Source organism: Pseudomonas sp. HMSC076A11 (assembly GCF_001810205.1).
In the GTDB taxonomy this organism is placed as follows: domain Bacteria; phylum Pseudomonadota; class Gammaproteobacteria; order Pseudomonadales; family Pseudomonadaceae; genus Pseudomonas; species Pseudomonas aeruginosa.
In genome coordinates, this window is the sequence record NZ_KV800287.1 from 118,457 (window position 1) to 137,651 (window position 19,195).

A 19,195-nucleotide genomic window follows, 5' to 3' on the forward strand; every position below is an offset into this window, starting at 1 on the left:
TGAATGCGCGCTCATGAACCGGCTGAATCCTCGCGCGGCGGCAGAGGCTCGACGGCAGGCATGGACCTGGCCATCGCCGACAGTCGCGACAGGGCGGCAAGGTTGCTTCGGCGCACCGTGTCGACGAAGCCGGCGAACGGCAAGCCCGTGATCCCGACCAGGCCTATATGGCCGTTCTCGCCGTCCAGCAGACGCCCGCTGGCCGGTTGGTCGAGGTACTGGAACCAGTGGGCGCCGACGATATACGGACTCTTCAGCGCCGCCTCCAGGAACGTTCGGTAGGAGTCGCCGCGCGCCCGCTCATTGGCCGCCTCGCTGACACCACCCCAGAACGGACCGCGATCCCGCGAGCCGAAGTGGAACTCGCTGATCAGCACCGGCTTGTCCAGCCGCGCCAGCAGGGAGTCGTCCAGGCCCTGCCCGGGCAACGGCGTATAGAGGTTGAAACTGAGCAGGTCGCAATACCGGGCGCAGGAGGTGATCGCCTCGGGAGTGCTGACGGCGAAGCGGCCGCCGAGCAGGAGGTGGTTCGGTGCGTGCCATTGCAGGGCGTCGCGCAGGGTCTTGAAGTAAGCGTCGGCATACAGCCGGAGGAAGGCGCTGTAGTCCTCGGCGATGGCCGGATGCCCCTCGCCCGGCAGCGGAGCCGCGTAGCCCGGCGCCTCCAGGGCCTCCCAGGCGGCCAGCTCGATGCCCCAGGCCTCGGCCAATGCCTCATGGCCCAGGTACTTGGCTTTCAATTGCTTGACGAAGGCGCGCTTCGCCGGACTGTCCATGGACAGCGTCAAGGCTCCGAAAGCGAGGCCGTAGCGCGCCTGGGCCGAGCCGTCGCGCCCGGCCCAGGCCAGTTCGTTGTCGGCGTAGTAGCCGAGCAGCCAGGGATCGTCGCGGTGGTCGCGAGCAGCGATGGCGATGACGCGCTCGGCGGCCATGGCGAAGCGCGGGTCGAAGGGATCGGGCATGGCTCCCCACCAGTCGAAACCGCTGCTGACCGTGGCGTAGTCGCCGGCGATCGACAGCGGCAGGCTGTAGGGCATCCGCGCCTGTGCGGCGAGCGCCGGATCGCTCCAGTTGCCGAGGCTGTTGAAACCCCATGCCGAGAGGCGCTCCAGGGTGCGCTGGCGCCATTCGCCGGCGAGCTGGTCGGCGCTCGCCTGGGGAGCGATGCGCTGGCGATTGGCACCGAGGAAATCGAACCAGCGGCCATGCCCGAAGCGCCGCCCGGCCTGCGCGGCGACGCCGCGGCGGTCGTCGCCCTTACCGAAGAATGCCGCCAGCGGCTCACCCTCCGCCGGCAGTTCGGCGAACATCGGCTCGCGTCCTTCGACGTAGGTCCGGCTGCCGTCGGCGGTCACCGCATTAACGCCCAGCGACCAGAACGGATGTCCTTCCGGAGTAACCAGCCACCAGCGCCCGCCACGTTTTTCCGTGCGGAAGAAACCGCTGGCTTCGAACACCGGCCCACCCAGCAGGCCGCCGAAACGGTCGCGCGCCGGTGTCTGCCGTTCCCAGTCGCGGAGCTGTGCGGCCTCGGCCGCATAGGCGCTGCGCAACTGTTCGTCGGAACGAATCTTTTCCGACCAGTCGGCGCGGCTGTACTGGCCATAGCGATCGATCAGGCCGGTCAGGATGCTCCGCTCCACCGCCCTCCCTGCGCGTATGCCGAAACGTCCGAGCAGGATGCTCTGGGGAGCTTGCGGCGAGCGCAGGGACAGGCTCAGCGCCCCGACCCTGGCGCGGTCCAGCGAGCCCTCCACGCGTGGCGCCAGCAGCACCCGCTGGCCTTCGACCATCTGCGGCATCGGCGGCCCCGCACGCATGCCCAGAGCCTCTGGCGAAACCGCCCGCAACGGCACCAGCAGGGTCTGCGGCGGGCCTGCCGGAAGCTCGATGGATGCCTGCAACCCCGGCGCGCCCTGCTCGCCCTCGATCGCGACCTCCAGGGTCATGTCCCAGCTCATGGCGTTCTGGATGCGCAGGCTCACGTAGTCCGCCGCGGACCAGTCCCAACGGCCCTGCGCCGGACTCATGCGCAAGGTGGGCCGTTGCGCCGGGCTGAAGGTGACGCGACGGAGAATGTCGCCCTCCGGGGTGGCCTCCGCCGTCACGCTGGGCAGGTCGGCATCCTCCAGGGTGATGCCGACCACGGCCATCGGCTTGACGAAGTTGAACAGCACCTGCTGGGTGTCGTTCGCCGCCAGCGGCGCGGCCACCGCGAGCAGGCCGAGAAGCAGGGGAAGATGCCAACGCGAACGGATCATGAAGCCTGTTTTCCTTAACTCCATCCCGGCATGGACAAATGCCGGGAATTTCCAGATGCGGCTCGGACGTGAAGGCTGGAGCCCTCCGCGCAGATCAGCGCGTCAGGCGATTTCCCGCCGGAACGGCGGCAATGCATTGAGGATAGCCTTGCCGTAGCGCTGGGTGACCACGCGGCGATCCAGCAGGGTGATGGTGCCGCGGTCCTGCTCGGTGCGCAGCAGCCGCCCGCAGGCCTGGACCAACCGCAGCGAGGCGTCTGGCACGGCGATTTCCATGAACGGATTGCCGCCGCGCGCCTCGATCCACTCGGCCAGCGCCGCCTCCACCGGGTCGTCGGGTACCGCGAAGGGAATCTTGGCGATCACCACGTGTTCGCAATAGGCCCCCGGCAGGTCCACGCCTTCGGCGAAGCTGGCGAGGCCGAAGAGCACGCTGTCCTCGCCGTCGTCGACTCGCGACTTGTGCTTGTTCAGGGTTTCCTGCTTGGACAGGTTGCCCTGGATGAACACCCGCTTGCGCCAGTCGCGGTCGAGACCGTCGAAGACCTCCTGCATCTGCTTGCGCGAGGAGAACAGCACCAGGCTGCCGCGCGCGCCCTTCACCAGTTCCGGCAGCTCGCGAATGATCGCCGCGGTGTGCTCGGCGGCGTTGCGCGGATCCGCCTTGAGGTCGGGAACCCGCAATACCCCGGCCTCGGCATGGTGGAAGGGGCTCGGCACCACCGCGGTGACCGCGTTGCGCGGCAGGCCGGCGCGCATGCGGTACCGGTCGAAGGTGCCCAACGCGGTCAGGGTCGCCGAGGTCACCAGCACGCCATAGGCGACGTTCCACAGGTTGCGGCGCAGGGTCTCGGCGGCGAGGATCGGGCTGGCGTTGGCTTCGATGTCGTAGAAGCTGCCGCTCTCGGCGAGGGTCAGCCAGCGCGCCATCGGCGGGCTGTCCTGCGGGTCCTCGCAGGTGAAGGCGGTCCACAGTTCCCAGTTGCCCTGGGCGCGCGCCAAAAGACTACCGAACAGCGGGTACCACTCCTCCGCCTGGTGGCTGGCGATGCCGCCGGCGCCTTCGCCGTCCATCGCCTCCTTGAGGATATCGGTGAGGCGGGTGAACAGGTCGGTCAGCTTGGAGAAGCCTTTCTTCAGCTCGATGCCCATCTCGCGGATATGCTCGGGGACCACCCCGCCGACGAAACGGTGACGCGGCCGCTCGCGACCTTCCATGTCCTCGCCGGCGCGGAAATCGCCGATCTCTTCGCAGGCGGTGAACATGAACTGCTGCTGGGTCTTGATCTCCCGGGCCAGCTCCGGCACCTGTTCGATCAGGCGGCCGAGGTCGCCCGGCAGCGGGTGCTGGGCGAGCAGCTTGGTGAGGTTCTTGGCGATCTGCTCCAGCCAGTCGGCGGTAGCGCGCAGGCGGGTGAAATGGGCGAAATGGCCAATCGCCTTGTCCGGCAGGTGATGGCCCTCGTCGAACACGTAGAGGGTCTCGCGCGGATCGGGCAGGATGGCGCCGCCGCCCAGGGCCAGGTCAGCCAGGACCAGGTCGTGGTTGGTGACGATCACGTCGACCTTGGTCATCCCTTCGCGCGCCTTGTAGAAGGCGCACTGCTGGAAGTTCGGGCAATGTCGGTTGGTGCACTGGCTGTGATCGGTGGTGAGCTGCGCCCAATGCGCGTCGTCGATCGCCTCCGGCCAGCTGTCGCGGTCGCCGTCCCAGCGGTTGCCGGCCAGGCGTTCGATCATCTGGTTGAACAGCTTGCTGCTGGTCTCGTCGACATCGATGTTGAAACCGTCGTCGGCGAACAGTTGCGCCGTCGCGCTCTGCGCCTGGCCTTCCTGCAGCAGCACGTCGAGCTTGGACAGGCACAGGTAGCGCCCGCGGCCCTTGGCCAGGGCGAAGCTGAAGGCCAGCCCGCTGTTGCGCAGCAGGTCGGGAAGATCCTTGTGGACGATCTGCTCCTGCAGGGCGACGGTCGCGGTGGCTATCACCAGGCGCTTGCCACTGGCCTTGGCGCAGGCGATCGCCGCCAGGCTGTAGGCCACGGTCTTGCCGGTACCGGTTCCGGCCTCCACCGCGACCACCGCCGGCTCGCCCTCGCGGTGCCCCTCCTCGTCCTCCTTGATCGCGCCGAGGGCCTTGGCCACTTCGGCGATCATCAGGCGCTGGCCATAGCGAGGCTTCAGCTCCTTGGCTTCGAGAAAGCGGGTGTAGGCACCCTGGATCTGGGACTTGAGTTCGGCGCTGAGCATGGAATTCCTGGGCCCGGCGCGCAGCGGAAGACGAATCCGCCGGCGCGCCATAGCTGGATAAATTTTCAGTGGTTCGACAGGGCGGCTATGATAACGCGCTTCGTCACAACCGCCAGCGGAGATCGCCGAATGACCCCCTACGCCCTCGTCTACGCCCTGCATGTCCTGGCCGCCCTGGTCTGGGTCGGAGGCATGTTCTTCGCCTGGACGATTCTTCGTCCGGCGGCCGTCGCCGCGCTGGAGGCCCCAGCCCGCCTGGGCCTGTGGCTGGAGGTGTTCCGCCGTTTCTTCCATTGGGTCTGGGCTGCGGTGATCCTGCTGCCGATCAGCGGCGTCGGCATGCTGCACCTGAGCTTCAACGGTTTCGCCGGCGCGCCGCGCTACGTACAGGTAATGATGGGGCTCTACGTCGCCATGCTGGCACTGTTCCTGCGGGTGCAGGCGCTGCAAGTGCCGGAACTGCGACGCGCGGTGCAGGCCCAGGACTGGCCGGCGGGCGGGCAGGCGCTGGGGAAGATCCGCCGCACCGTCGGCTTCAACCTGCTCCTCGGCCTGTTGCTGATAGCCCTGGTAGCGGCACGCCCGAGCCTCTGAACCGGCGATGCGCCGGCAGCCATGCTGCCGGCCTCTCCTCAGAAGCGCACGACGTCCAGGCTGCCGTCGCTGCCGTTGGTGCCGTTCGCGCCGTCCTCTCCGCTGCGCCCCGCACGACCGGCATCCACCGAGTAGATCCAGCAACCGGTGGCGTTATCCGCCGCACCCGGTTTGCCGGCCTTGCCTCCAGCGCCGCCGACGCCGCCTTGCAGACGGGTTTGCAAGCGCTCCAGAGGAAAATCGCCCGGCACTTCCAGACGAATCCGACCGCCCGCCCCGCCCGGACCGCCGTCGCTTCCGGATTGGCCGTCGCCACCTTTCAGCGCGCTGCCCCAGAGGCAGCCGGAGGCCTTGCCGGAAGCCCCGTCCAGGCCATCGTAGCCTGGAGCGCCGACGCCACCGCGGGCGTCCAGCAGCAGGCTTTCCACCTCCACCGCCTGCAGGCGCAAGGTCAGGTCGCGGCCGTTACCGGCGCTTTGCCGGAAGGTGCCGGTCGCGCCGGGCGCGGAAATGATGCTGCCATCGGCCAGGCGGCCGCTGACGACTTCGATGCTGATTCGCTCCTCGCCTGGCGCCACGCCGATCCGGGCGTTCTTCGCCATGTGCAGTTCCTCGATGCGCAGGACGCTGACCTCCAGCGGAATCAGCAGGGCGGCATCCTCGCCGATCTCCACTCTGCGCAGGCGCAGCTCCTGGGCCCGCTTGGGCAGGCGCATCACCGAGTTCGCCTGCACCTTCACGGTTCCGCCGATACCCTGCTGGCGTGCCGGCGGCGCCTCGGCCGAAAACGCGGCGCCAGCCCAGGCCAGGGGAACGACCAGGAACAATCCGAGCATGGCCTTACGCATGATCGTCCTCCTTGTCCTGCGGCAACTCGCTGGCCGGGCTCAGCGCCGGCAACGCAAGCATGTGGAAGACACCGAACAGCAAAACCTGGAGACGGTCCAGCCAGGGATGCGCACGCGCCTTCAGACGTCGTCCGAGGACGAGAATCTCGATCAGGTGGATCAACAGGATCAGGCCGCCGGCTATCGACAACAGCCAGTTCAGCGGATAGGCGAACGGATGCAGCAGATTGACCAGCACCGCGCCCCAGAACACCAGGGTCACGAGCTTGCCCAGCCCGAGAAACGCTTTCATGGAACTCCCCCCAAGACATCGTGTGCGGGGGAACATACTCGCCAGCCCGCCGCGGCGCCAGCCATGAACGAAAACGGGGGCTTCGACGCCCCCGTTCTGCTCCGCGCCGCCTGCGTCATTCGCGCTTGATGAGGATTTCCACCCGGCGATTCTCGGCCCGCCCTTCGCGAGTCTTGTTGTCGGCGACCGGCTGGCTTTCGCCCAATCCCTGCACGCCGACGATGATGCTCGAAGGCACCCCGGCATCGATCAGATAGTTCGCCACGGCATTCGCGCGCCGTTCCGACAGCTTCTGGTTGTAGGCATCGGAACCGACGCTGTCGGTATGCCCGGTGATACTCAGGCGCGTACTGGCCGCCTCGCCTTTCAGGCGTTCGGCGATGCCGTTGAGCTTCTCTCTGTCGGCGGCGTCCACCTTCGACGAATCGAAGGCGAAGTGCAGGTCGCGCACGACAATGGTTTCTTCCTTGACGACAGGAGGCGGCGGCGCGACTTCCTCGACCGGCTGCGGAGGCGGCGGCGCGACCTGTTCGCCGGCACCGTGCACCCAGCAATAGGCGGCACCGACGCCACCGCCGATCAGGGCGCCCCAGCCGGCCCAGCTGCTGCTTTCGATCGCGCCCAGGCCGGCGCCGGTAACACCACCGACCGCCGCACAGGTCGGCCAGTCGCTTTTCTGCAACCCTGCGCAACCGGTCAGCAAGCCGCTGACCAGAATCAGGGGTAAAGCGGTCCTCGTGATGCTCATTGGAACTCTCCTCGTGGATCGGTTGTAACCGACAAATAGGGAGTAAAGACCCCAGCCGAAAAAAGCGCCAGCACTAGGCCATGCAGGCGCTTCAGGCTAGTCTTGGCGAATCCCAGGAGAGTGTTTTCCCATGAGCGAACCGATTTCTCCCCGCACCCCGCAGCAGGCCCTGGCCGCGTTGCTCGCCCGCTACGCGCCGAAGCGCTTGCTGCTGGTCGGCGCCAGCCGGCTGCCGGCGGTGGAGGCCTTCATCCACAACCATCCCCAGTGCCAACTGGCGCACAGCCCGGCGGCGGCATTGCCCGCCGAACTGGCCGGTCAGCGCTTCGACCTGGCGCTGTTCGTCGATTGCCTGGAACACCTGCCGCAGCGCACCGGTCTGCAGTTGCTCGCGGGCGTGCGCAACCTGAACGCCAGCCGGGTCGCCGTACTGGTCGACCTCGAGGCCAGCGACTGGCAGGAAACCGACTTCTTCGCCCTCGCCATGCAGAACAGCGAACGCTTCCAGCGCGAAGGCCAGACGCTGACCCTGTACACCTACGACCTGTACGAGTACAAGCAGGTCCCCGATTGGCTGAACGCCAAGTTCTGGGCCAACCCGGAAAACTTCGGCAAGTACTGGTGGTAACCATGACCCAACCCACCTGCCCCTGCGGTAGCGGCGACCCGCTCGACGATTGCTGCGGCCGCTATCACCAGGGACATCCCGCGCCCACCGCGGAAGCCCTGATGCGCTCGCGCTACAGCGCCTATGCCCTCGGACTGGTGGACTACCTGCGCGACACCACGCTGCCGGCGCAACAGGCCGGCCTCGATCTCGACGGCATCCGCGCCTGGAGCCACGGCAGCACCTGGCTCGGCCTGGAGGTGGAAAACCACGAGGTGCTCGGCGGCCAGCCGGAACATGCGCGAGTCACCTTCGTCGCGCGCTGGCACGACGCCGAGGGGGAACATGCCCATCGCGAATGTTCCGGCTTCGTCCAGCGCAACGGTCGCTGGTACTTCCTCGATCCGACCGTGGCCCTGAAACTCGGCCGCAACGACCCCTGCCCCTGCGGCGCCGGCGGCAAGCTGAAGAAATGCTGCGGTCCATGGATCACCTGATGCATTCGCTCGCCAGCTATATCCGCGCCATCCATGCCCTGCCCTCGCCAGTCTCGATAAGCGATGCGCAGGTCGAAGAGCAACAGCGCTGCGAGGACGGCGTCGAGATCCACAGCTGCGAAGCGCTCTACCGTTTCGACAACGGCGTGCGCCTGCGCCAGCACTGCGAGCGCGACCTCCTGCCAAGCAGCGGGGCCTGCGAGGAATGCTGGATCGGCTACGAAGTGCTGGATTCCGCCGGGCGGGAAATCAGCCCACGCTACAAGCACTTCGTCAACGCCTGCCAGGAACGCTTCTGGTTGCGCATGCACGCCTGAGATGCTGCGCCAGGCGGCGCGGTTTGGGCGTTGACGAGCGCTCGGGTAGAATGCGCAGCCTTTTCATCCGGGCCCCATCCCCATGCTGCTGACCGTGCTATACATCATCGCCATCACCGCCGAAGCCATGACCGGCGCGCTGTCGGCCGGCCGGCGCAGCATGGACCTGTTCGGCGTGGTGCTGATCGCCTGCGTCACCGCCCTGGGCGGCGGCTCGGTACGCGACATGCTGCTGGGCCATTACCCGCTGACCTGGGTCCGTCACCCGGAATACCTGGCGCTGACCGCAGTCGCCGCGCTGGTCACAGTGTTCATCGCGCCGCTGATGCGCCACCTGCGCTCGCTGTTCCTGGTACTCGACGCGGTTGGCCTGGTGGCCTTCACCCTGATCGGCTGCCAGGTCAGCCTGGAAATGGGCCACAGCCTGCTGATCGCGGCGATCAGCGGGGTGATCACCGGGGTGTTCGGCGGCATTCTCCGCGACATCCTGTGCAACGACGTACCCTTGATCTTCCGCCGCGAACTCTATGCCAGCGTGTCCTTCGCCAGCGCCTGGTGCTACCTGATCTGCGTGGAGCTGGAACTGCCCTCCGAACAGGCGATGCTGATCACCCTGTTCAGCGGCTTCCTGTTCCGCCTGCTGGCCATCCGCTTCCACTGGGAAATGCCCAAGTTCGTCTACCAGGACGATTTCGACCACTGAAGCAAGCGCCTGCCCCTGGTCGACGCGTTCCTCCAACCCCTCGCCTGTCCCCGATGCCACGGCCCGCGACGCGGTTATCCGCCCCACGCCCACGCTTGTCGCAGGCCGCTGCCCGCCTCAGTCCTGCAGGCGCAGGTGGCTGGTGTCCGGAGCCGGAGCCGCTGGCTCGGGGCGTGCCTGGCCCATGTCGCTACCGACCGGGGCGACGCTGAAGCGGCTCAGGTCGAGCTTCGGCGCCTCGGCTTCGGCCTTGGCGTCCTGTAGGTCGGCGCCGACCGGAGCAAGGCCGAAATCCGGCGCATCGACCTCGGCGAACGCCGCCATGTAGCCGTCCCGCGGCGCTACCTGCAAACGCCCGGAGGGCGCGCTGTCCCGCGCAGCGACGCGGGCCTGTGGGGCTTCCACGGCGGCCTGCTGCGCAGGCGGCGGCGCCATGACCACCTCCTCGATCTCCATCTCGGCGACCACGGCGATCGCTCCCGCTCGCTCCAGCACGCTGCGGTATTTTTCCGCGGAGGCGGCATCGAGGTTGTTCTTGATCACCACCCGGCGGCCGGAGAACAGCAGTTCGATACGCTGCGCGTCGGCCTGGAACAGCTTGGCCAGGTTGGCCTTGACCACCTCGGGACGGGCGCCGGCGACCAACTGGCCGGAAAAGGCGATTTCAAAGCGGCTCATTGGCATCTCTCCGAGTGAAGGGCCGCTCGGCATGGCGGCCCTGGCGTTTCGTCGAGCGATTGTACCCATCGACAGCCACGCGTGGAGTGACTGGGTCCGGCAAATCGGCCGGCGGGTCCGTTCAGGTTAGCCGAGCCGGTCACGCCAGCCGACGGGAAGACTTGCACGGGCGTACGCGCTTCTCCATGCTCCCCCGACTGCGCTACGGGAAACATATGGACACAGGCCTGTACCTGAAACATCTTTCCTCTATACAACAATAAGTTGCAGCACAATCACTGCTTGTTAAACTGGGGCGTCTCGGGGGGAATAGCATGAATTACCAGGCGCAAATGATAAGAATTATCAGCCTAATAATGGCGTGGGGAGTTCTCTCCAATCTCTCGGGCTGCAGCTGGATGACCGGCAGCTTCGAAGACCCCGACGTCAAGCTGCTGAAGGTGGAAGTGGTCAAGGCACGCTTGCTGGAACAGGAGTTCGTGATGCGCTTCCGCATCGACAACCCCAACGATTTCAGCCTGCCGGTACGCGGCCTGCAGTACGCCGTGCAACTGAACGACATCCAGCTCGCAGAAGGCGAGTCCGGCCAGTGGTTCACGGTTCCCGCCCACGGCCACGAGGTATTCGACGTGCCGGTGCGAACCAATCTCTGGCGCCACATGAAATACATCGTCAAGCTCCTTGAGCGTCCCGAGGAGCCGATCCGCTACCGCCTGCAGGGCGAAGTGAAGACCGGACTGATGTTCGGCCGCAGCGTGCACCTGAGACGAAATGGCGAGATAATTCCCGGCGATTTCATCCCAGAATAGGTCCACCATGAGTCAGGAACCCCACGTACACGGCCCGAACTGCAACCACGACCACGATCATCATCACGATCATGGCCATGGTCCGCACTGCAACCACAGCCACGAGCCGGTGCGCAATCCGCTCAAGGCCGTAGGCCGCAACGATCCCTGCCCCTGCGGCAGCGAGAAGAAATTCAAGAAGTGCCACGGCGCCTGACCCTTCGCACGCGCCGGCATCCGAAGGCCCGCTGAGCAGCGGGCCTTTTCGTTGGCGCGCCACCAGCCCCGCCGGGGCGTCATGCGCGACAGCGGTTTGCATCGAACCTAGGTTCCTGGCGTAGAGTCTTCCGTTCGTAGCCCATCGACGAGCCGGAGACGCACCGATGATCGACCTGTACTACTGGACCACCCCGAACGGCCACAAGATTACTCTTTTCCTGGAAGAAACCGGCCTGCCCTACGCCATCCATCCGATCAATATCAGCCAGGGCGACCAGTTCCAGGCGGATTTCCTGAAGGTGTCGCCGAACAACAAGATTCCCGCCATCGTCGATCGCCAACCAGCCGACGGCGGCGCTCCCCTGTCGCTGTTCGAGTCCGGCGCCATCCTGCTCTATCTCGCGGAAAAGACCGGACGGTTCCTCGCCAAGGACCTGCGCGCGCGCCAGGAAACCCTGCAGTGGCTGTTCTGGCAGATGGGCGGGCTGGGGCCGATGGCCGGGCAGAACCACCATTTCAACCGCTTCGCCCCGGAGAAGATTCCCTACGCCATCGACCGGTACGTCAAGGAAACCGCGCGCCTGTACGGCGTTCTCGACCAGCGCCTGGCGGACCGCGCCTTCGTCGCCGGCAACGACTACAGCATCGCCGACATGGCCATCTATCCGTGGATCGTCCCACACCAGTGGCAGGAGCAGGATCTCGCCGACTTCCCGCACCTGCAGCGCTGGTTCGAGAGCATTCGCCAGCGTCCGGCGACGCAACGCGCCTATGCTTTGGTGGAGCGCATCAATCCGCCGCAGTAGCGAGTCCCGGGCCGGCCTGCGGACGTCCACGCGGACGACCGCAGGCGGAGCTTGCGCAGCCCTGCGCTCCTCACTAACGTAGCGCCTCTCGACGCGACCACTCCCGCAGGAGCCCCCACCCCATGGCCTCGCCAGCCTTCATGCGTTTTCTTCCCCGTTGCGGCGCCGCCGCGGCCTTCGGCACCCTCCTGGGCCTGGCCGGTTGCCAGTCCTGGCTCGACGATCGCTACGCCGACAGCCTGCCGCCGACCTCCGGCGTACAACCGATCAAGGGCCTGGCGCAAAACGTATCGATCCGGCGCAACGCGCTGGGCATGCCACTGATCGAAACCGGCACCTTCCATGACGCGTTGTTCGCCCTGGGCTACGTACACGCCTCCGACCGCCTGAGCCAGATGGTCAGCCTGCGCCTGCTGGCCCAGGGACGACTGGCCGAGATGGTCGGCCCCGGCGCGCTGGAGATCGACCGTTTCATGCGTACCGTGAACCTGCGCCAGGCCGCGGAGATCCAGTACAGGAACGCCTCGCCGCGCCTGCAACGCTTCTTCGAGGTCTACGCGCGCGGGGTCAACGCCTACCTGTATCGCTATCGCGACAAGCTGCCGATGGACCTGGCCCAGTCCGGCTACCGTCCGGAATACTGGAAGCCCGAGGACTCGGCCCTGGTCTTCGCCCTGCTCAACTTCGGCCTGGCGGTGAACCTGCAGGAAGAAATCGCCTCGCTGACGCTCGCGCAGAAGGTCGGCAGCGACAAGCTGGCCTGGCTGACGCCGACCTACCCCGACGAAAACCTGCCGTTCGACGAGGCGGAAAAGCTCAAGGGCCTGCGCCTGGACGGGCAGGTTCCCGGCCTCGCGGGCGTCGAGGGCGCGGCGCGGCAGGTCGCAGCGCTGAGCATGCTCGGGGTCGCCGCCTCGAACAACTGGGCTATCGCGCCGCAACGCAGCCGCAGCGGCAAGAGCCTGATGGCCAACGACACCCACCTGCCGCTGAGCATGCCGTCGGTGTGGAACTACGTGCAGATCCGCTCGCCCAAGTACCAGGCCGCGGGCGTTTCCATCGCCGGTCTGCCGGGCGTGGTGGCGGGCTTCAACGGCAAGCTGGCCTGGGGCATGACCATGGTCCTGGGCGACAACCAGGATCTCTACCTGGAACAGCTGCGACGCCAGGGCAACCGGCTCTATTACCTGGCCGACGGCAAGTGGCAGCCAACCCGCGAACGCCAGGAAACCTTCTTCATCAAGGGCCAGCGGCCGATCCGCGAGGTCATCCACGAAACCCGCCATGGCCCGCTGCTCAACAGCGCCCTGGGCGAGCGCAAGAACATCCTCCAGCCGCTGCCGCTGAAGAGCGGCTACGGACTGGCCTACCGGAGCATCCAGCAGGAAGCCGACAAGACCCTGGACGGCTTCTTCGACCTGTCGCGGGCCAAGACCATCGAGCAGGCCTTCGACGCCACCCGCGAGATTCGCGCGATGCCGCTGAACATCGTGTTCGCCGACGAAAAGCACATCGGCTGGCAGGTCACCGGACGCTATCCGAACCGCAAGGAAGGTCGTGGCCTGCTGCCCTCCCCTGGCTGGGACAGCCGCTACGACTGGGATGGCTATGCCGACCCGATCCTCCACCCGTCCGACCAGGACCCGCAGCAGGGCTGGCTGGGTACCGCCAACCACCGCACCGTGCAGCCCGGCTACGGCGCCCAGTTGTCCAATTCCTGGTACTACCCGGAGCGCGCCGAGCGCATCGCCCAGCTCGCCGGTGCCAGCAAGAGCCACGACACCCAGAGCATGATCCGCATGCAGTACGACCAGACCTCGCTGTTCGTCGCCAAGTTGCAAGCCATGTTCGACAATCCCGGCATGGCGCTGCCGCTGCGCCAGGCCATCGACGCCTTGCCGGAGGCGCAACGCAGCCGGGCGCGGGAGGCCTACGACCGGCTGATGGCGTTCGACGGCAAGCTGACAGCCAGCTCCAGCGACGCCGCGCTGTACGGCGCCTTCCTCCACGAGAGCGCCAGGCAGATATTCCTCGACGAGCTAGGACCGGAGGACGGCCCTGCCTGGAAAGCCTTCGTCGAGACCGCCAACCTCTCCTACTCGGCGCAAGCCGACCACCTGCTCGGGCGCGACGACAGTCCGTTCTGGGACGATACCCGCACTCCGCAGAAGGAGGACAAGCCGGCAATCCTCGCGCGCAGCCTCGCCGCCGCCGTGGAGTTCTGCGAACAGCGACTGGGGAGCGAGCGCAAGGCCTGGCAATGGGGCAAGCTGCACACCTACGAATGGCAGAGCGACAGCTCGAAAATGGCCCCCTACCTGGGCGCCGGCGAGCGCGCCGGACTCGGCGCGATCAAGGGCTATCTCGATCGCGGACCCTATCCGGCCGGCGGCGACCACACCACGCTGGACGTATCGGCCTACGGCTGGGGCCAGGACTTCGACACTTGGCTGATCCCGGCGATGCGGCTGATCGTCGACTTCGGCCAGAGCGAACCGATGATCGGCGTGAACAGCAGCGGCCAATCCGGCAATCCGGCCAGCCCGCACTACGCCGACGGTATCGACGCCTGGCTCAAGGGGCGCTACGTCAGCTTCCCGTTCCAGCCACAGAACCTCGATCGCGTTTACGGCAACAAGCGGCTGACGCTCACTCCCGCTCGCTGAACGGACGGCGCGGAACTTTCCTCCGCGCCGTGGCTCTGAACAGCCGACTTACTCCATGATCATCTTCAGGGCGTCCTTCCGGACGCCCTTCTTTTATCCCCCTCCCGGAAAGCCTCCGTTTTCTCGAAAGCCCGGGCACGGGATCGAACCGATCTCACTCCTCTCCGGCCTCTTCCACGGGCGCCACCAGCGCCCGGTCCAGCCAGTCCGTCGGCAGGCTCTTGCTGGCGCGGGCACCGAGCAGCTTGAGTTGCTCGCTGCGACTGATCAGGTTGCCACGTCCCTCGGTGAGCTTGTTGCGCGCCGCGGCATAGGCCTTGTCCAGTTGCTGCAGGCGCGAACCGACCTCATCGAGGTCCTGAACGAAGAGCACGAACTTGTCATACAGCGAACCGGCACGTTCGGCGATTTCCCGCGCATTCTGGTTCTGCCGCTCCTGGCGCCAGAGGCTGTCGATTACCCGCAGGGTGGCCAGCAGGGTGGTCGGGCTGACGATCACGATATTCTGCGCGAAGGCGTCCTGGAACAGGTTCGGCTCGGCCTGCAGGGCCGTCGAGAAAGCCGCCTCGATCGGCATGAACAGCAGGACGAAGTCGAGGCTGTGCAATCCTTCCAGGCGTCGATAGTCCTTGCCGGAGAGGCCTTTCACATGGTTGCGCAACGACGTTACGTGCTGCTTCAGCGCCTGCTGGCGCAGCAGATCGTCGTCAGCGGCGATGTACTGCTGGTAGGCCGTGAGACTGACCTTGGCATCCACCACCACCTGCTTGTCGCCGGGCAGGCGGATCAGCACGTCCGGCTGGAAGCGTTCGCCCTCGGCACCCTTCAGGCTGACCTGAGTCTCGTATTCCCGACCTTTTTCCAGGCCTGCATGCTCGAGCACCCGCTCCAGCACCAGTTCGCCCCAGTTGCCCTGGGTCTTCTGGCCCTTGAGCGCGCGGGTCAGGTTGGTCGCTTCCTCGCCCAGGCGCAGGTTGAGCTGCTGCAGACGCTCCAGTTCCTTGCTCAGGGAGAAACGCTCGCGCGCTTCCTGCTGGTAGCTTTCCTCCACCCGCTTCTCGAACGCCTGGATGCGCTCCTTCAGTGGATCGAGCATCTGCCCCAGGCGCTGCTGGCTGGTCTCGGCGAAACGCTGTTCGCGCTCGTCGAAGATCTTTCCCGCCAGTTCGGCGAACTGTGCCCGCAACTCGTCGCGGGCCGACTGCAGGTCGGTCAGGCGCTGCTGGTGGCTTTCCTGCTGCTCGCGAAGTTCCGCAGCCAGCGCAGCCCGTTCGGAAGCCAGGCGACGCACTTCCTCTTCCCGGCCCTGGCGCTCGCTGGCCCAACGTGCCTCCGCCTGGGACGCCCGTTGCCGCTCCTCCCCCATCAACTCGGCTTCCCGACGCAGCGCGGCGACCTCGCCGGAGAGCCTGGCATGGCGCTCGCCGAGTTGCTGGTAAGCCTCCCTACTGGTCTCCAACTGCGCATTCAGCCCGTCCTGGGCCAGTTGCGCGGTCGCCAGTCGCTCGCCGAGCAAGGCTATCTCGCGCTCCGCCAGGCTGGCCCTTCTCTGTAGCTGCCATGCCAGGCCGGCCAGGGGAATCGCGGCAGCCAGCAGGCCAAGCAACAGGTTCGGTAGATCGACGGGCATGGGGCACTCCAGCGGAAAACGACGCAACACCCGCCTGGCAGGCGCGCGTGCAGCGGATTCTAGGTTCTTGGGAAAAGACCGTCGAGCGAATAGCGCCGCGCCGAACGAGCACTCCGCTTCCGAGCTGTGCGTACCCCATGCGCAGGACATTTCAGATACTTCCATAACGGAAGCCATCGCCCTGCGCCCTTCGCCGCCGGGACATTTCTGCTTCCACGGCATTTTTGTCGCGGCTACAGGGCTTGCCTTGGAGCGTGCGATGTGCTGTCGAGCAAGCGCTTGGGAAATCCACAGATCCTGTGGATAACCCAGTGGAAAAGCCCCTAAAAAACTGCCGAACCCCCGATGGAGTGGGGCTATGGGACAGATTGACGATTTTTTCACCAACTATTTTTATCGTTATTTTTCAATAAGTTACGTTTCAAACATGAAAAATCAAGCGTTTAGAGCCTAACGCTCTCAACCCTTGACAAGCTGCTTTCCATTTGTGCACAAATTTTCGCCGAAGCCTCTTGCCGCCCCATTGCAGGGCAATGCCGTTCGAAATCCTCAGCCACTCTTTCCCTCGGGGCATGCAGGCCAGCCCTGCCCAACCGGCAGGTGGCGGCCTTCAGACGGCGCCCCCGGATCGCTGGCAACCGTGCCCCCTCCACTCACGCCGGATGCGGCAACTTTCCGTCCACCAGGAACAGCTCCCAGGAGAAGATTTTCGGCGACCCCGGCACATGCGCCGGCTTGAAGGCCACGTAACCGGCCGTGGTTTCGCACAGCCAGGGCGTCAGGTTGCGAGGACGCTTTTCGGTGAAGGCCGCGGGCGTGAACAGGGCGACATTGCAGCCGCGCTCCGGGCAACGCGCCGAACGGTATTCGAATGCCTGCACCCCGGCGCTGCGCATGGCAGTTCCCAGTTTCTGGGGAGCGCGGTAGTCGGCGATGTCGGTCAGCGCAGCCTCGTGATCGGAGAAAGGCGGCGCCTGCAGACGCATTCCCCGCTCCACCTTCCAGCCCGCCTCGAACGAAGCGTGCTCGGACAGAATCCTCCCGCTCGGTGGCGGCACCGCCATGCCACTCCACAGGACGCAACGGTAATACGCGCTTTCGGCCATGGCCGTTTCCAGCTTCAACGCGGCGTAGAACAGGCTTGGCTCGTGGCGACGGCCAAACCGCGACCCCCAGCGCAAGGGCGGATAACGGAACGGGGTCTTCAACAGGTAATGCAATGGCTCGGCATCCGCCGGCACCGGCGGCTTGCTCGACTCGAGCAGTTCCTCGAGCAACGCCTGTTCTTCCAGGGTGTCGACCAATTGCAGGGTCGCCACCTGCTCCTGGCTCTCCACCAACCGCACCAGCCGCCCCTGGAGCGGTCGGACATGCCGCTCACCCTTGCACTGTCGCCAGATCTCGCTCACCTTCCGCCCCTCGCTTCCTGTGGTGTCGGATGCCAGCGTAGCGGCACCGCAGTCTCCATTCAGCCAGGCGTGTCGCCTCTGGCTGCCAGCCTTTTCCGTGACAGGCGTAGGCCCCCGTACAGGCGCGCCGGGCATCAGACCTTGCCGCGGATCGCATCGAGGTATTCCAGCACATGAACCAGGCCCTGCACCTGTCCCATCAGTGCCAGCGGCTCGCCCGCCAGGTGATGGTTGGGAGTGCGCAGGAAGTGGCGCATGTCCTCCTGCTGCCCGCCGAACAGGGCATACAGTGCGCGATAGACCCGCACCAGCAGCAGAGCCAGCTCGCCGGTCTTGCTGTCCACCCGCAGGCCCTGGGTCTTCCAGCGGCTGATGGCGCTGCGATCGACGCCGACGATGCCGGCCAGTTCGAGCTGCGTCAGCCCCAATTGCTCGCGCGCGGCCAGGACGGCCTTGGCCAGGACAGCATCGGCGCTGGGACGTTCCTTGATGAGAGCGCTCATGACGACCTCCTCATGTGTGTTTACAACAAACTATCATTATTTTGCTGAAAACACACCTTGATTCGGTCGAACCTAGAGAACCACGCGCAAGCATTGACCGGCGTGATAGAGAGAAAAACCCATCTCGTAGGCGCAACTGCGCAGCCTGGCCGCGGGGACGGGCTTCATGTCACTGAACGGCAACGGCAATGTCGCTCGCTCGCCGCTCAGCAGGTAGTCGGCGAACGCCTTGCCCACTACCGTACCGGTGGTCACGCCGCGTCCGTTGTAGCCGGTCACCGCCAGCAAGCCTTGCGCAGGCTCGAACAGGCGCATCAGATGATCGGGGGTGAAGGCGATGCAACCCGTCCAGCTGTACTCCCAGTTGACCTGGCCCAGGTCGGGAAAGTAATGGCTCTGGATTCGATCGGCCCATTGCCGCAGGAACCAGGCGGGCTTGTTCGCGCCATTGCCGAGGCTTCCCAGCAACAGGCGGCCCTGGGCATCGCGACGGATGCTGCTGAGCACCGTCCTGGTGTCCCAGGAACCCTGGCCGTGAGGCAGGATGCGCTCGGCCGCGGCGCCGTGCAGCGGCGCCGAAGCCACCTGGTAGTAGTAGCCGGGAAAGAAGTGCCGCCTCAGGTTGGTCCACTCGCCCTTGGTATAGGCGTTGGAGGCGATCACCACCTGTTCCGCCAGTACCGCCCCCGCGGCGCTGCGCACCGCCCACAGCGCGCCCTGCCGCTCCAGGGCGAGCACCGGCGAGCGCTGGTACAGTTGCCCGCCACGCTGTACGACGGCAGTGGCCAGTCCGCGCGAATAGGCCATGGGATTGAGAGTGCCGGCGCGTCGGTCGAGCAACGCCGCGCTGATTCGCCGGGTGCCGCAGGCCTCGTGGCAAGCCGCGCCGGTCAGCAACTCCAGCGGAGCGCCGCGGCGCGTCCACTGCGCGTGACGGCGTTGCAGATCGGCCACGCCGCTGGCGTTGTGCGACATGTGCAGGGTGCCCTCGCGGCGCAACTGGCAATCGATGCCGAGGCGTTCGATGGTCTCCATCACCAGAGCCGGCGCCCGCCCCAGCACGGCGTTGAGCTTTTCTCCCTGCTCGGCGCCGAGGGTGGCGACCACCTCGTCCGGGGGAATCCAGGTGCCGGCGTTGATCAATCCGACATTACGTCCCGACCCGCCGTGGCCGACCTCGTACGCTTCCAGCACGCACACCGAACGGCCCGCCTCCAGCAGGTGGAGCGCCGCCGAAAGCCCGGTGAAACCGGCGCCGATCACACATACGTCGGCGCGCTGCTCGCCGTTCAGGCTCGCCGCTCCGGACAGGCGAGGCGTAACCACTTCCCACAGACACCGTTGCTGCAAACCGCCCATGCGCGACTCCGCTGCCAGCCTCA

The 19,195-nt window shown here is 66.2% G+C and carries 19 protein-coding genes; 9 read left to right on the plus strand and 10 right to left on the minus strand.

What is annotated here, in order from left to right; translation table 11 throughout:
* Positions 1–11: 11 nt before the first annotated feature.
* Both HMPREF2716_RS08160 and dinG read right to left on the minus strand, forming a co-directional pair.
* Positions 12–2,285 (minus strand): beta-agarase, encoded by a 2,274-nt coding sequence (locus tag HMPREF2716_RS08160; RefSeq protein ID WP_073650748.1) that lies wholly within the window; start codon positions 2,283–2,285, stop codon positions 12–14.
* A 78-nt stretch (positions 2,286–2,363) separates the two neighbouring features.
* The gene (gene dinG, locus HMPREF2716_RS08165; protein WP_003086351.1) at positions 2,364–4,508 is read right to left on the minus strand and encodes an ATP-dependent DNA helicase DinG; all 2,145 of its coding nucleotides are present in this window, start codon (positions 4,506–4,508) and stop codon (positions 2,364–2,366) included.
* A gap of 129 nt (positions 4,509–4,637) precedes the next feature.
* On the opposite strand from dinG, the gene HMPREF2716_RS08170 reads away from it, so the two are divergent.
* On the plus strand, positions 4,638–5,102 hold the full coding sequence (locus tag HMPREF2716_RS08170) for a CopD family protein (RefSeq protein WP_003082024.1): 465 nt from the start codon (positions 4,638–4,640) through the stop codon (positions 5,100–5,102).
* A gap of 38 nt (positions 5,103–5,140) precedes the next feature.
* Here HMPREF2716_RS08170 and HMPREF2716_RS08175 read toward each other — a convergent pair whose 3' ends face one another.
* The 3 genes from HMPREF2716_RS08175 to HMPREF2716_RS08185 form a co-directional block, all read right to left on the minus strand.
* Entirely contained in the window at positions 5,141–5,950 is an 810-nt protein-coding gene (locus HMPREF2716_RS08175) for a hypothetical protein (RefSeq protein ID WP_003082021.1), read from the minus strand.
* Positions 5,943–6,242 (minus strand): DUF1145 domain-containing protein, encoded by a 300-nt coding sequence (locus HMPREF2716_RS08180; protein WP_003086345.1) that lies wholly within the window; start codon positions 6,240–6,242, stop codon positions 5,943–5,945. Before HMPREF2716_RS08180 ends, HMPREF2716_RS08175 begins: the two co-directional genes overlap by 8 nt.
* A 115-nt stretch (positions 6,243–6,357) precedes the next feature.
* A complete protein-coding gene (locus HMPREF2716_RS08185; RefSeq protein ID WP_003123183.1) occupies positions 6,358–6,990 on the minus strand; it encodes an OmpA family protein in 633 nt (210 codons plus the stop codon).
* A gap of 130 nt (positions 6,991–7,120) precedes the next feature.
* Between HMPREF2716_RS08185 and HMPREF2716_RS08190 the strand changes: the two genes are divergently transcribed.
* From HMPREF2716_RS08190 to HMPREF2716_RS08205, 4 genes are all read left to right on the plus strand, one after another.
* Positions 7,121–7,618 (plus strand): DUF6231 family protein, encoded by a 498-nt coding sequence (locus HMPREF2716_RS08190; RefSeq protein WP_003086343.1) that lies wholly within the window; start codon positions 7,121–7,123, stop codon positions 7,616–7,618.
* 2 nt (positions 7,619–7,620) lie between these two features.
* Positions 7,621–8,094, plus strand: coding sequence for a YchJ family protein (locus HMPREF2716_RS08195; protein ID WP_003123184.1), 474 nt, complete (start codon positions 7,621–7,623; stop codon positions 8,092–8,094).
* The gene (locus tag HMPREF2716_RS08200) at positions 8,094–8,411 is read left to right on the plus strand and encodes a hypothetical protein (RefSeq protein WP_003086341.1); all 318 of its coding nucleotides are present in this window, start codon (positions 8,094–8,096) and stop codon (positions 8,409–8,411) included. The genes HMPREF2716_RS08195 and HMPREF2716_RS08200 overlap by 1 nt, the downstream gene beginning before the upstream one ends.
* A gap of 82 nt (positions 8,412–8,493) precedes the next feature.
* Complete coding sequence (locus tag HMPREF2716_RS08205) at positions 8,494–9,114, plus strand: trimeric intracellular cation channel family protein (protein ID WP_003081997.1); 621 nt, start codon at positions 8,494–8,496, stop codon at positions 9,112–9,114.
* Positions 9,115–9,231: 117 nt separating this feature from the next.
* Here HMPREF2716_RS08205 and HMPREF2716_RS08210 read toward each other — a convergent pair whose 3' ends face one another.
* A complete protein-coding gene (locus HMPREF2716_RS08210; protein ID WP_003123185.1) occupies positions 9,232–9,792 on the minus strand; it encodes a hypothetical protein in 561 nt (186 codons plus the stop codon).
* Positions 9,793–10,106: 314 nt separating this feature from the next.
* Between HMPREF2716_RS08210 and HMPREF2716_RS08215 the strand changes: the two genes are divergently transcribed.
* From HMPREF2716_RS08215 to quiP, 4 genes are all read left to right on the plus strand, one after another.
* Positions 10,107–10,601 (plus strand): LEA/WHy family protein, encoded by a 495-nt coding sequence (locus HMPREF2716_RS08215; protein WP_003123186.1) that lies wholly within the window; start codon positions 10,107–10,109, stop codon positions 10,599–10,601.
* A 7-nt stretch (positions 10,602–10,608) separates the two neighbouring features.
* Entirely contained in the window at positions 10,609–10,797 is a 189-nt protein-coding gene (locus HMPREF2716_RS08220) for an SEC-C metal-binding domain-containing protein (protein WP_017002295.1), read from the plus strand.
* A 166-nt stretch (positions 10,798–10,963) separates the two neighbouring features.
* Complete coding sequence (locus HMPREF2716_RS08225) at positions 10,964–11,605, plus strand: glutathione binding-like protein (protein WP_003123187.1); 642 nt, start codon at positions 10,964–10,966, stop codon at positions 11,603–11,605.
* Positions 11,606–11,727: 122 nt separating this feature from the next.
* A complete protein-coding gene (gene quiP, locus HMPREF2716_RS08230; protein ID WP_003123188.1) occupies positions 11,728–14,271 on the plus strand; it encodes an acyl-homoserine-lactone acylase QuiP in 2,544 nt (847 codons plus the stop codon).
* A 154-nt stretch (positions 14,272–14,425) separates the two neighbouring features.
* Here the strand turns inward: quiP and rmuC are convergent, their stop codons facing one another.
* The 4 genes from rmuC to HMPREF2716_RS08250 form a co-directional block, all read right to left on the minus strand.
* Positions 14,426–15,787, minus strand: coding sequence for a DNA recombination protein RmuC (rmuC, locus tag HMPREF2716_RS08235; protein WP_003081943.1), 1,362 nt, complete (start codon positions 15,785–15,787; stop codon positions 14,426–14,428).
* A 767-nt stretch (positions 15,788–16,554) separates the two neighbouring features.
* Positions 16,555–17,310 carry an RES family NAD+ phosphorylase gene (locus HMPREF2716_RS08240; protein WP_003123189.1) on the minus strand — a complete coding sequence of 252 codons (756 nt, stop codon included), beginning with the start codon at positions 17,308–17,310 and terminating at the stop codon, positions 16,555–16,557.
* A gap of 134 nt (positions 17,311–17,444) precedes the next feature.
* A complete protein-coding gene (locus HMPREF2716_RS08245; RefSeq protein WP_003086329.1) occupies positions 17,445–17,813 on the minus strand; it encodes an antitoxin Xre/MbcA/ParS toxin-binding domain-containing protein in 369 nt (122 codons plus the stop codon).
* 72 nt (positions 17,814–17,885) lie between these two features.
* Entirely contained in the window at positions 17,886–19,172 is a 1,287-nt protein-coding gene (locus HMPREF2716_RS08250; protein ID WP_003123190.1) for an L-pipecolate oxidase, read from the minus strand.
* Positions 19,173–19,195 lie beyond the last annotated feature (23 nt).

What these genes read in the sequence shown, in the direction of transcription:
- HMPREF2716_RS08160 (WP_073650748.1), bottom strand. Translation starts at nt 2,285, where the DNA reads ATGGAGTTAAGGAAAACAGGCTTCATGATCCGTTCGCGTTGGCATCTT.
- dinG (WP_003086351.1), bottom strand. Translation starts at nt 4,508, where the DNA reads ATGCTCAGCGCCGAACTCAAGTCCCAGATCCAGGGTGCCTACACCCGC.
- HMPREF2716_RS08170 (WP_003082024.1), top strand. Translation starts at nt 4,638, where the DNA reads ATGACCCCCTACGCCCTCGTCTACGCCCTGCATGTCCTGGCCGCCCTG.
- HMPREF2716_RS08175 (WP_003082021.1), bottom strand. Translation starts at nt 5,950, where the DNA reads ATGCGTAAGGCCATGCTCGGATTGTTCCTGGTCGTTCCCCTGGCCTGG.
- HMPREF2716_RS08180 (WP_003086345.1), bottom strand. Translation starts at nt 6,242, where the DNA reads ATGAAAGCGTTTCTCGGGCTGGGCAAGCTCGTGACCCTGGTGTTCTGG.
- HMPREF2716_RS08185 (WP_003123183.1), bottom strand. Translation starts at nt 6,990, where the DNA reads ATGAGCATCACGAGGACCGCTTTACCCCTGATTCTGGTCAGCGGCTTG.
- HMPREF2716_RS08190 (WP_003086343.1), top strand. Translation starts at nt 7,121, where the DNA reads ATGAGCGAACCGATTTCTCCCCGCACCCCGCAGCAGGCCCTGGCCGCG.
- HMPREF2716_RS08195 (WP_003123184.1), top strand. Translation starts at nt 7,621, where the DNA reads ATGACCCAACCCACCTGCCCCTGCGGTAGCGGCGACCCGCTCGACGAT.
- HMPREF2716_RS08200 (WP_003086341.1), top strand. Translation starts at nt 8,094, where the DNA reads ATGCATTCGCTCGCCAGCTATATCCGCGCCATCCATGCCCTGCCCTCG.
- HMPREF2716_RS08205 (WP_003081997.1), top strand. Translation starts at nt 8,494, where the DNA reads ATGCTGCTGACCGTGCTATACATCATCGCCATCACCGCCGAAGCCATG.
- HMPREF2716_RS08210 (WP_003123185.1), bottom strand. Translation starts at nt 9,792, where the DNA reads ATGAGCCGCTTTGAAATCGCCTTTTCCGGCCAGTTGGTCGCCGGCGCC.
- HMPREF2716_RS08215 (WP_003123186.1), top strand. Translation starts at nt 10,107, where the DNA reads ATGAATTACCAGGCGCAAATGATAAGAATTATCAGCCTAATAATGGCG.
- HMPREF2716_RS08220 (WP_017002295.1), top strand. Translation starts at nt 10,609, where the DNA reads ATGAGTCAGGAACCCCACGTACACGGCCCGAACTGCAACCACGACCAC.
- HMPREF2716_RS08225 (WP_003123187.1), top strand. Translation starts at nt 10,964, where the DNA reads ATGATCGACCTGTACTACTGGACCACCCCGAACGGCCACAAGATTACT.
- quiP (WP_003123188.1), top strand. Translation starts at nt 11,728, where the DNA reads ATGGCCTCGCCAGCCTTCATGCGTTTTCTTCCCCGTTGCGGCGCCGCC.
- HMPREF2716_RS08245 (WP_003086329.1), bottom strand. Translation starts at nt 17,813, where the DNA reads ATGAGCGCTCTCATCAAGGAACGTCCCAGCGCCGATGCTGTCCTGGCC.
- HMPREF2716_RS08250 (WP_003123190.1), bottom strand. Translation starts at nt 19,172, where the DNA reads ATGGGCGGTTTGCAGCAACGGTGTCTGTGGGAAGTGGTTACGCCTCGC.